General features: G+C 34.0%; 10 protein-coding genes and 2 pseudogenes. 7 read left to right on the top strand and 5 right to left on the bottom strand.

Annotated features, from left to right (window positions below; genetic code table 11):
• The 3 genes and pseudogenes from ACZIYX_RS23030 to ACZIYX_RS23020 form a co-directional block, all read left to right on the top strand.
• Positions 1 to 920 (top strand): annotated as a pseudogene (locus ACZIYX_RS23030) (hypothetical protein); the annotation flags it as partial.
• 18 nt (positions 921 to 938) lie between these two features.
• Positions 939 to 2,594 (top strand): hypothetical protein, encoded by a 1,656-nt coding sequence (locus ACZIYX_RS23025; protein WP_462684616.1) that lies wholly within the window; start codon positions 939 to 941, stop codon positions 2,592 to 2,594.
• A gap of 49 nt (positions 2,595 to 2,643) precedes the next feature.
• Positions 2,644 to 3,864 carry a gliding motility-associated C-terminal domain-containing protein gene (locus tag ACZIYX_RS23020; RefSeq protein ID WP_462684615.1) on the top strand — a complete coding sequence of 407 codons (1,221 nt, stop codon included), beginning with the start codon at positions 2,644 to 2,646 and terminating at the stop codon, positions 3,862 to 3,864.
• 626 nt (positions 3,865 to 4,490) lie between these two features.
• Here ACZIYX_RS23020 and ACZIYX_RS23015 read toward each other — a convergent pair.
• Both ACZIYX_RS23015 and ACZIYX_RS23010 read right to left on the bottom strand, forming a co-directional pair.
• Positions 4,491 to 5,210, bottom strand: coding sequence for an IS91 family transposase (locus tag ACZIYX_RS23015; protein WP_462684614.1), 720 nt, complete (start codon positions 5,208 to 5,210; stop codon positions 4,491 to 4,493).
• Between the two features lie 84 nt (positions 5,211 to 5,294).
• The gene (locus ACZIYX_RS23010; RefSeq protein ID WP_462684613.1) at positions 5,295 to 5,969 is read right to left on the bottom strand and encodes an RNA polymerase sigma factor; all 675 of its coding nucleotides are present in this window, start codon (positions 5,967 to 5,969) and stop codon (positions 5,295 to 5,297) included.
• A gap of 114 nt (positions 5,970 to 6,083) precedes the next feature.
• Between ACZIYX_RS23010 and ACZIYX_RS23005 the strand changes: the two genes are divergently transcribed.
• A complete protein-coding gene (locus ACZIYX_RS23005) occupies positions 6,084 to 6,467 on the top strand; it encodes a hypothetical protein (protein WP_462684612.1) in 384 nt (127 codons plus the stop codon).
• A gap of 598 nt (positions 6,468 to 7,065) precedes the next feature.
• Here the strand turns inward: ACZIYX_RS23005 and ACZIYX_RS23000 are convergent.
• Positions 7,066 to 7,227 carry a transposase gene (locus ACZIYX_RS23000; protein ID WP_462684611.1) on the bottom strand — a complete coding sequence of 54 codons (162 nt, stop codon included), beginning with the start codon at positions 7,225 to 7,227 and terminating at the stop codon, positions 7,066 to 7,068.
• Positions 7,228 to 7,441: 214 nt separating this feature from the next.
• Between ACZIYX_RS23000 and ACZIYX_RS22995 the strand changes: the two are divergent.
• Positions 7,442 to 7,540, top strand: a pseudogene (locus tag ACZIYX_RS22995) (transposase); the annotation flags it as partial.
• A gap of 375 nt (positions 7,541 to 7,915) precedes the next feature.
• Here the strand turns inward: ACZIYX_RS22995 and ACZIYX_RS22990 are convergent.
• Both ACZIYX_RS22990 and ACZIYX_RS22985 read right to left on the bottom strand, forming a co-directional pair.
• Entirely contained in the window at positions 7,916 to 8,098 is a 183-nt protein-coding gene (locus tag ACZIYX_RS22990) for a hypothetical protein (protein ID WP_462684610.1), read from the bottom strand.
• Between the two features lie 224 nt (positions 8,099 to 8,322).
• The gene (locus ACZIYX_RS22985; protein ID WP_462684609.1) at positions 8,323 to 8,772 is read right to left on the bottom strand and encodes an SRPBCC family protein; all 450 of its coding nucleotides are present in this window, start codon (positions 8,770 to 8,772) and stop codon (positions 8,323 to 8,325) included.
• An 89-nt stretch (positions 8,773 to 8,861) separates the two neighbouring features.
• Here ACZIYX_RS22985 and ACZIYX_RS22980 point away from each other — a divergent pair, with 89 nt between their 5' ends.
• Together ACZIYX_RS22980 and ACZIYX_RS22975 are read left to right on the top strand one after the other, a co-directional pair.
• Complete coding sequence (locus ACZIYX_RS22980; protein WP_462684608.1) at positions 8,862 to 9,275, top strand: winged helix-turn-helix transcriptional regulator; 414 nt, start codon at positions 8,862 to 8,864, stop codon at positions 9,273 to 9,275.
• 669 nt (positions 9,276 to 9,944) lie between these two features.
• Positions 9,945 to 10,730, top strand: coding sequence for a reverse transcriptase domain-containing protein (locus ACZIYX_RS22975; protein WP_462684607.1), 786 nt, complete (start codon positions 9,945 to 9,947; stop codon positions 10,728 to 10,730).
• The last annotated feature ends 27 nt before the right edge of the window (positions 10,731 to 10,757 follow it).

Raw genomic sequence — 10,757 nt, 5'->3', positions numbered from 1 at the left:
AGTCGGGCACCCCCACGGTACTGGATTTGAACACCCTTGTCAATAATGCAGAAACCCTTACCACACTGGCACTCAATGCCGACGGGTTCAACCTGGACTATACGGATGAGGCAGGTTCCACCACAAAGGTAAACCTTCAAACAGTGATCGACAATTTTGAAACATTGACCACTATTGCACAGGATGCAGTGGCGGGCACGATTACCTACACCGATGAGTCGGGCACCCCCACGGTACTGGATTTGAACACCCTTGTCAATAATGCAGAAACTCCATTATTAATTACTACAGATGGTACAGGGTCAGGAGTTTCACAATCTGGAACAAATAACCATACTACAGATATTACTATATTAAGTACCGATGCAAATAATACTTTATCTACAGGATCAGATGGAGGTTTGTTTATAGATACAACAGCTACCGAACCTTGGTTTGGAACTGATAATAATGCAGCAGCAACGACTAATACTGAAGATATGTATTTACTCTCTAATTGGGTAGGTATAGGAACATCGGCAGGGCAGACTGTTAATGGAGAACGATTGTATGTAGAAGGTACTATACGAACCACAAATTCTATCTATGCAGATTACGTATTTGAGGATTATTACATAGGTTTTTCAAAATTGAATTCTGCTTATAAATTTAGGAGTTTAAGAGAAATAGAACTTTTTATAAAACAAAATAATCATTTGCCTGGAGTAACGGGTATAAAACAATTACAAAAAACAGATAAAGGAGAGTATTCTTATAATATTTCAGAATTATCTATACAGAGTCTGGAAAAAATTGAAGAGTTGTATTTGCATACCATAGAACAACAAAAACAATTGGATCAAAAAAGTGAAAAAATTAAGTTGTTAGAAAACCGTTTAGAAAAACTAGAATCAATAGTTAATAAATTGTTAAAGAAATAATATAAAAAAGTATCAAGCATGAACAAAGCAAAACTAGAAATACTTACAATCCTATTACTATTTATTTCTTTTAAATCAATAATAGCACAACGTACAGGGGTTAACACTACAACCCCAGATGTATCGGCACAATTAGAAATCAGTAGTACTACTTTGGGTTTTTTGCCCCCCCGTATGACTGAAACACAACGTAATGCAATAATAGATCCAGCAACAGGGTTACTTATCTACAATATAACTTCAAAATGCTACGAAGTAAATATAGGAACCCCTGCGGTACCTAATTGGCAATGTATGATTAGTAATTTGACAAATGATGATGATGGTGATGGGGTTGCCAATGCTTTGGATTCTGACCCTGCTGATTGTACTGTTCCTAATAGTAATGGATGTCCTGTTCAAATAACATTCCTAGACTGCCATGCGGCTACAGTTTCGGGAATCATCTATTCTGGTGTACCGGTTACAGAAACAGCATCTATTTTATATGCAGGAGGTAATGGAGTAGCTTACCCAGCGGGAGCTCCTATAAATAGCACAGGTGTTACCGGGCTTATTGCAACCTTACAGGCAGGCACACTTGCAACAGGTTTAGGTAGTCTTATTTTTGATATATCAGGAACAGCAGCAACAACAGGGACTGCACTATTTGAGGTTAGTTTTGGTGGACAAACCTGCATTCTTTCTGTGCAAGTTGAAACTTTGCCAGCACATATAACAGGTCTGGATTGTAGTAGTGCTACTTCATCAGGTAATGTAACGGTTGGATTGCCTGCTTCTGTTACAACAGATGTTCCTTATACAGGAGGTAATGGAATAGCTTACCCTACAGGATCTCCTATTGCCAGTACAGGGGTAACCGGACTTACTGCCACATTGCAAGCAGGGACTTTAGCGACTGGAGCAGGTAATTTTACGTATGATATAACAGGTACTCCTGCTTCGACAGGTACAGCCAGTTTTGCTATTGATTTTGATGGACAATCCTGTTCTCTGGATATTACTGTCGAAACTCTTCCATTAGCAAGAATAGGTTATGTATTCAGTTTTTCTATTGGATCCTCAGAACTAGCTAATTACAAAACACAACTATCGGATTTATCCAATTATGGAACATCAGGTACCTATAACAAAATAAGTGGATTCACTTTTACAAGCCTTACGGCAGGATCAATTACTGACGCAGCAACTTTAAAAGCAAATTTTGATATTATTAGCACAGGGTATTCCAGCTTAACGAATGCTCAGGCAAATATATTAAAACAATATGTGGATTTGGGAGGGATAGTTATCGTGCTTTTGGATTCTACTCTAGGAACATCATTACATCTAGCTTTTGGAGGGACAGGAAGCATTGGATCTGGTACAATATCATCCATCACAAATACCAACCCCATTAATAGCGGGGTATTTGGATCAGGTAGTAATGTAACAATCAATGGATCAGGGAGTTATGGTGCAATAACAGCAAGTCAGTTACCTCCTGGCGCTATTACTCTTTCTACCTCTGGAGCTAATCCAAGAACTTGGATTACTGGTACTGGCAATAAAGCAATATTTGTCTGGGATGAAGGTGTGTTTAGAAATGTTATCGTCACAGGAGTTATAGATACACCTCAGGAGGTATGGCTTCATAATCTCATGGCTTATGCATTGGATCAGGCAGGGTTTTAAAACTGGAAGCAGAATAATAGAAAGATACTCTATGTTAAATGTGGATATTATGAGTAAACAAAGACGAATTAAGTTTTTAAAAATATCAATAATCTTTTTAATGATATTTCCTTTAAAAGCGCAAACGACCAATATAGGAGAAATGGTAATATTGACAGATACCCAAGTAGGTATTATTAACAATTTTAATAATTTCAATAAAGGGAATTTTCTTAATGATGGAGAATTATTTATCTATGCTGATTTTAATAATAATGGGACATTAGATTTTGTTAATGAAGGGATGACACGTTTTCAAGGAAATAGTGTGCAACAAATAACAGGAAACTCTGAAAGTTTTTTTTATAATATCCAATTTAACAATACAAGTGCAGCAGTACCTTTTCAATTATCAGGGCAAATAAGTATAAACAATGAAAGTATGTTTGATCAGGGTATTGTGGATAATGATAATTTTGGAGGGAGTATTACTTTTCAGAGGCTGGCTAATCACTTCAATACCAGTAATGATAGTCACGTAGATGGTTCGGTAATAAAAATAGGGGATACGGCTTTTGAATTTCCTATTGGCGATAAAGGTTTTTATCGTCAGGCAATTATTAATGCTCCGGATATAGCTACCGATGTTTATACAGGTCATTATTTTTTAGAGAATAGTGATCCAATTAATTCTCACAGTTTAACATCTGGTTCTATAGAAAAAATAGATAACACAGAGTATTGGATAATAAAACGCAGCAGTGGTAGTTCTGATGTGGTTTTGACATTGGGTTGGGATACCAATACATCTCCCGCGTTTATAACTAATGCAGACCCAGAAAACCTGCATATTGTACGATGGGATGACAATTTGGGTTTTTGGGTAGATGAAGGGGGGATACCAGATTCAGATAATCAAAATGTAACTACTATTACGACTGTTTCTGGTTATGGGATATTTACTTTGGCTACAGTAAAAAATAGTGCAGATGGTTTGGTAGTTTACACAGGAATTTCACCTAACGGAGATGGTATAAATGATGTTTTTGTAATAGAAGGAATAGAAAACTTAGAGAATACTCTGAAGATTTTTAATCGGTGGGGAGTAAAGGTATATGATATTGATGGTTATGGAAAAAATGATAACTTTTTTAGAGGCATCTCCAAAGGAAGAACAACTATAGAAGAAAAAGATGAATTACCTGTGGGAACCTATTATTATGTATTAGAATATGTGTTGCCAACAGGAGAACGTAAAAATAAAGCAGGGTATTTGTATCTCAACAGATAGATCCGTAGGTGCTTAGAATTTGCCCCTCATTAAAAACACTAAACCAGAATATGATCAAAAAAATATATAAGATGGCTATAATGATACTTTTGTACTTTACTTTTGATACTAAAGCACAGCAAAAAACTGATAATTGCCACTAATCATTATGTATAACCTTGATTTAGAGGTTAAATTAGCGGTTATTTTTGGTTTAGCCACAAGCCAAGTCTTTTGTTTTAATTTTTCTAGAATACTACATTTATATCTTAGGGAACTTTACAAAAAGAAAACCACCTTTTGGCTAAGTATAAAATCTATATTATAACATAGATATGGTGCACGCTTTGAAAGGTAAATATAATCCAATTAATTGAGTGTTCCAAAGAGAGCAAGCACCAAATGCAGCAATAATCATTACGATATCCAGAGCTAAAAGAAAGAGATACGTTGCTATGATTAACAACTTAAATAAGGAGTAAACTTCGATTTGGTGAATCGCCTGTTACAAGATCTAAAAGTATTTTGATATACTTTAGAGTGTTGATTGTCTAATTTGAAGATTTTAGTTTGTTTTTGGGCATGGGTTTGTTTACCGTTAAAACTATGCATTTCCGGTAGTTGTATCAATTGTGTATGCTGTATTTTTATTTCCATTGAATTTTTAACTCTAGATATGGGTCATCTCGAATAGGGAGTATGATTTTTTTGTTTTTCATATACCCCTTTTTGCATTTGCAACAAGTTACTGGTTTTATCGACCAGTGTGGATATACCACAGGTTTCACTTTTATAGGATATTTTTTTAATAGCTGTTTTTTAATATCGGTCAACATCTTTTTATTTCTGGGAGCACATATTCCAAAATGTCTTATCCTGACCAATCCTTTTGGTAGTATATGCTGTGTAAACCTACGAATAAACTCTTGTGCTTTCAGGTACATAAAAGAAGATTGATTGGTTCTGTAATTTTTATAGGATAAGCATACCTTATTATCCTTAATTGCTTTGATTCTATGATTACTAATAGCAATTTTATGAGAATACCTTGCTAAGTATTCTATTACACTTTTGACTCCTGAGAAAGGTTTTTTAGCATAAACTACCCATGGTTTATTAAATAAAGTATCTACTAAATCTTGTAGGTTTAGAGGGTCAATTTCTTCTTTGTTTTTCAATTGTTTTAATTGCTCCAAAAAGATAGCTCTAAATACTTTACTCATTGCTTTTACAAGAAAAAGGTATTTTCCCTTTCCGCAGTTTTGTTTCCATTTTTTTTGTGGAGTTATTCCTCCAGATGGTACCATACAATGAAGATGCGGATGCACGCTTAAATTCTGACCCCAAGTGTGCAAAATACTGATCATACCCGTTTCGGTAAACTCAGTAGAGCTGTAAGAGATCTCAACGCTGTAATTAATTATTGCATCGGGCTACTCGACTAGGCACTGTTATTTTATCAATACCATTACTTTATTGGTAATTCTGTCGCATCTGCTCAAGCCAAATTCAAAAATATTTTTATCCTTTGCTATTTCAAAGAGTTTGTCTTTTAGCATTTCTTTAGATCTGTGTACACGGACTTTTACATTTGCAACAGTTAAATCTAAAGCAATAGAAATATCTTTTAGACTCATTTCTTCCACTTCTTTCATGATATAAACAGTTTTATATTTTATGTCTAAACTGTCAATAGCATTTTCCAATACTTGCTTTGCTTCATTTCGTATCATCTTGTCCTGTGGATTTAATTGTTTGCTATCAGGAATTTCTAATATTGTGTTACTCTTTAAATTATAAGATTGTTCATTTAAGTGATACAGCTTTCCTTTTTCTTTTAAACGTGCCAAGGATTCGTTTATTCCTATGCGAATAAGCCAAGTAGAAAAAGTAGAATCTAATTTAAACTGATATAGCTTAGTAAAGGCTTTAACATAACTGTCTTGCATTATATCTTCAATTTCAGCATAATCTTTTATATAGCTTCTGATTATTCTATATAACTTTTGATTATTCCTTTTAACCAAAATTTCATAAAGTTCTTTTTCGCCTCCTAAAATGCGTTTTATGACTTCGCTCTCTTTGATTTTATGATTATTAAAATCATTGATATTTATTGCTTCCATTTTATTGTGTCTTTTACTTTAGATAAGGAACTCTAAAAAAAGTTACAAAAATTTGTATCCTTTTTTAAAATCTGTAATCAAAAGACTTTAACAAATTTATAAATAAATAAGATTATGGATTCAAACGTACAATTAGTGAAGAACATTTTAAAGTACACTTTTGGTTTAGTGCCAATTGTTGCAGGATTAGACAAGTTTACAAATATTCTAACCAATTGGAGTCAGTACATTTCAGAAGGATTTGCAGGAATGTTTCCTTTTGAGTCTACTACTTTTATGATGATAGTAGGTGTTATCGAAATCGTAGCAGGTGTTCTTGTTTTAACAAAGACAAAGTTTGGAGCTTATGTAGTTTCTGCTTGGTTAGTAGCAATAGCATTGACTTTGATTTTTAGTTGGAGTTATGTAGATGTTGCTGTAAGGGATTTAGTGATGGCTATTGCTGCCTTTTGTTTAGCAAAATTGTATGAAAACAAACAAAGCAAAGTCAAAAACTAAGAATTAATTTGTTAGTCGAGATTAAAAAAATCACGTAAAGGATGAAAATTACGTGATTTTTTTAATCTCGACTAATGTCAAATTTAGTTGTTAAAAATCAAGATATTGAAAAATCAAGATCTTCAGGTTTAATATCAAATTTATTGATTTGTTTTTTAATTCTTTTGACGGGTCCCATTTTTCTTTTTTGATCAAGAAATAAATATTCCGCAGGAGGTTGACAGACTTGTTTTTTAGTTACCATATTCCAAATAATTACAGCAAGTTTTCTAGCTGTAGTGCTTACTGCTACTTGTCGTCCTTTTTTAAAAGCTATTTTTCTAAAAAAGTTAGATAGATATGTGTCTTTTAAGTTTCTAATAGCATTAGCAGCTTGTCTGAGAGCTTTTTTAATACGATTACTTCCTTTAGGTACTCTATGATTAATACCATTTTAACTTTGAAATAGTGCGTATAGAAATTAAATTTATTTTTTAAGTATTCCAAGCAAAAAGCTTGTGCCAGACTTAATCTGGTATCAAGCATAGCTGTCGTTACGGTTATATTTTTTAACGAAGAACAGATGAAAAAGAAATAATTTATTAGTGCTATTTCAAAGTTAAAATGGTATAAGTATTTTACCTCCGGATATTTTGTTATTGGGTGCTATTATCATCCAAGATGTAAAATGCTTAGCTGTTGGAAATTTATCAAAACCTTTTGGTCCAATTTCACTAATTATAGTCAGTACAGTTGCGGGACTTACGCCTTCGATATCCATTAAATCAATTCTTCCAAGTATTGAAAAGCCGACTACTTAAATAAGGAGCAAACTTCGATTTGGTGAACCGCTGTATACAAGATCCGATGGTAGAATTGTGACCTTTGATAAAGAATCACAAACAGTATCTTTTAGAGTGAAAGATTGTAGAAAACAAAGCGAAATATCAATTCTAAAACTTCCTGTAAAGGAATTTATAAAACGTTTTTAATTACATATTCTACCTCATGGTTTTACCAGAATTAGGCATTATGGATTTCTCAGTAGTACTTTGAAACGAAAGTATCTAAACAAAATACAAACGTATTTATAGAAAAACACCTTCGAAGCAACTACAACTAAAGAAGCTCCTTTGGTTAGGAAATGCCTGTTTGCGGTAAAGGAAACCTGCATATCACAGGGTATTTTGGGATTCTAGGTCCTCCAAAAAGATGACTAACGCTCTTGAAGAAACATAAAATTTTAAAAAAAACACCTCTATGATAGGTGGATGGATATCTATTGCCTAAACTGAAAATTTTACAAGAAAAACAGTACTAATAAACATAAAACAGGCTACAAAAAGTAATTTGTGGTAAATAAAATATCCAAAATGACTGCTCTTTAGCTTAAAAACTACGAAAGAAAGTTTCATGTTTCCTAAGATCTGGAAAAACCATCCATCGTTTTCCCCATACCAACTAACAGGTCAGTCAACAAAGCATTCCTGACCTACCGGCAAGACGAATGCTTTAGGTGTTGGCTTTATTTCTTTATTATTTGGATTATAATCTAATGCTAGTTGTATCCAAGATTCTAAATCTGGATCTAAATTAAATCCGTTGGGTGTCACGAAAATATATCCTTTCATTGGTCTTCCGGTAAAGTCCATTGGTTAACATTCATTCTTGTTTATGTTATCTTCATAAGCCTTTTTCCCAATTCTCGCTATTATAGTAAACTATCTCCAAGTTTTTTGTCCATGTAAATGCCACAAAGCATTTTGTTATTTACCATAAAGACCAAACAACCCGTCATTTTCTTATCAAGGAGAGAGACATTTTTTCGGTTAGGATACGCCTAATACGGTCAGCCAAATATTCATCATACGCCATATTATCTGTTTTCTTCAATGTGTTTTTTCAATCCAGCCAAGAATAATTTTATGCCTTTGTCGGATTGCTTCTTGACCATTAGGGTATCCATTATTTTTCCAAGAAATCCAAATTTCATTTGGTACTTCATTACTTGTTTAACTTTTACTTGGCTCCCAATCTCTTCAAAACTATAAGTGTGATTTAATGAGTGGACTGGAAATGAGCAAACTGTAAGTTCAAACTGCAAGGCTTTTTTATGTTCTGAAATCGTGCATTTTTCTTCAAACCAATTCTTGCCATCTTTCATATCAACTTTTCTGCTTGCACCAAGTCCGGTTTTGATTTTTGAAGTGGCAACTGATTTTTTTACGGTTGGGTCGTACTGGTCTAAAATGTCAACAGTGTTTAGCGTATTCCAAATATCCTCAATTTTCCCGTTGATTAATATTTCATTGTTTAATTCTGTCATTTAATAAAAAATTTAGTATAATTTTGTATTACTTGCAAAAAGCAAGTAATACAAATGTAGCTAATCACTTGCAAAAAACAAGTATAGAAATGAAAGAAATGAAAGAAATTAAAAAGAGATCAGACTGTCCGATTAGTTACGTACTGGATTTCTTTGGCGATAAGTGGTCGTTTCTGATTATAAGGGATTTAGTTTTTAAGGAAAGAAAATTCTACAAGGATTTTCTAAATGCGGAAGAAGGGATAGCAACAAACATCTTGTCTGATAGATTGAAAAGATTAGAATCAATTGGAGTTATTAAATCCAAAGTTTTTGAAGAGCTCAAAACCCAAAAGGAATATTTTTTAACCGAAAAGGGCAGGGATTTGATTCCGATTTTAATTGAAGTTATTCTATGGTCTGCAAAATATGATTCAAATTCCGCAGTATCTGGTAGTTTTGTTTATCAAGCAAAAGCGGACAAAAAAAAGTTGATTTCAAGCCTTTATTCAAAATTAAATTGATTCTTCAGCTTGTAGCCAACGATTTAGTATGAGAAAAGTAAGGCAGTTGTTAGCAATACTTTTCGGATTAAGCTAAAGCCAAATTTTTTAATTTTGTTAATTATACCAAACTTAAAAATTTGGCGATTTGGCAAACACAAACCTTTCGATTAAACACTTAATTAGCTATGTTTTATAAACCATGTGTGTGCCTTGAATGGTAAATATAGTTCATTTAGATGAACGTCCCAAAGGGTTAAAGTCCCGTATGCACGGAGTCGTGTCCGTAAGCAAAGTAAGTGGCAAGGTGGTTTAGGGTGACCTATACACTAAAGTAAGCCGGACTACGTAGTTGGTACTGACGAACAGAAACTGGATACCGAGGCTATTTTAATTTGGATAAGCTAGCACATCATAGTAACGTCCACAAGAAAGGGTTAAGATAGTAGATTCAGCAGGCATTAACTAGAGGGTATTTATCTTACCGAGGGAGGTCTCTACAACTACGAGTTGGTTAAGTAGAGAAGTCAGCAGAAGTCATAGTAGGTATAGGAAACGAGTTGTGTAGTAGTAAAACATAGGTCTCACAAGTAAGGAAGGACAGAACGTATTATCATGTCTGGATTCGTATAAGAATATAAACTAATAGTTTGTATAGCTTTTACTTAGAAAGACAAGAACAAACAAATTATGGTTGCAAAAGTATTAACAGCAAGAAACCTTACCCGAGCTAGAACAAAAGTGATAGCCAATAAAGGTTGTTGCGGTATAGATGGTATGGGGGTAGAAGAACTTACATCATATATACGAACATATCGTTCAGATATATGTAGAGCAATAGTCACAAAAACCTACCGAGCAAGCGCAATCCGAGGAGTATCTATCCTCAAATCAAACGGGGGAGTACGAATATTAGGTATCCCTACAGTAATCGACAGATGGTTACAACAAGCTGTCAGTCAACAACTAGCGGTGTATTTTGAATTAGAGTTTGAACCGGAGAGTTATGGTTTTCGTCCCAGAAAGAACCTGCAACAGGCAGTATTGAAGAGTCAAGGGTACATCAATGATGGTTACCAAGATATTGTAGATATCGACCTTCAGGGTTTCTTTGATGAAGTACCCCATTATAAGCTACTCCAACTTGTTTACCATAAGGTACAATGCCCTACCACCCTTTGGTTACCCCGCAAATGGTTACGAGCACCTATATTAGTAAATGGTAAGCTAGTTAAACGCCGAAAAGGAATACCACAGGGCAGCCCATTAAGTCCTCTATTGTCCAACATATTATTAGATCAATTGGACAAACACCTGAAGTATAAAGGATACAAATTTATTCGCTATGCCGATGATTTTAGCATCTATACACAGACAAAATCAAGGGCACGTAGTATAGGAAATGAAGCCTATCTATTTTTAAGAGATAAACTGGAATTGCCTATCAACGTATGCATCCGAGCAACTACAGTATAGAATTTTCTTGATATCCAGGTAGTAATT

The sequence above is a fragment of the Aquimarina sp. genome, from assembly GCF_977115655.1.
This window is presented reverse-complemented; position numbering and strand designations above follow the sequence as displayed.

Excerpts from the sequence above, each read along its gene's own strand:
- ACZIYX_RS23025 (WP_462684616.1), top strand. The coding sequence starts at position 939 with ATGAACAAAGCAAAACTAGAAATACTTACAATCCTATTACTATTTATT.
- ACZIYX_RS23020 (WP_462684615.1), top strand. The coding sequence starts at position 2,644 with ATGAGTAAACAAAGACGAATTAAGTTTTTAAAAATATCAATAATCTTT.
- ACZIYX_RS23015 (WP_462684614.1), bottom strand. The coding sequence starts at position 5,210 with ATGATCAGTATTTTGCACACTTGGGGTCAGAATTTAAGCGTGCATCCG.
- ACZIYX_RS23010 (WP_462684613.1), bottom strand. The coding sequence starts at position 5,969 with ATGGAAGCAATAAATATCAATGATTTTAATAATCATAAAATCAAAGAG.
- ACZIYX_RS23005 (WP_462684612.1), top strand. The coding sequence starts at position 6,084 with ATGGATTCAAACGTACAATTAGTGAAGAACATTTTAAAGTACACTTTT.
- ACZIYX_RS23000 (WP_462684611.1), bottom strand. The coding sequence starts at position 7,227 with ATGGATATCGAAGGCGTAAGTCCCGCAACTGTACTGACTATAATTAGT.
- ACZIYX_RS22990 (WP_462684610.1), bottom strand. The coding sequence starts at position 8,098 with ATGGACTTTACCGGAAGACCAATGAAAGGATATATTTTCGTGACACCC.
- ACZIYX_RS22985 (WP_462684609.1), bottom strand. The coding sequence starts at position 8,772 with ATGACAGAATTAAACAATGAAATATTAATCAACGGGAAAATTGAGGAT.
- ACZIYX_RS22980 (WP_462684608.1), top strand. The coding sequence starts at position 8,862 with ATGAAAGAAATGAAAGAAATTAAAAAGAGATCAGACTGTCCGATTAGT.
- ACZIYX_RS22975 (WP_462684607.1), top strand. The coding sequence starts at position 9,945 with ATGGTTGCAAAAGTATTAACAGCAAGAAACCTTACCCGAGCTAGAACA.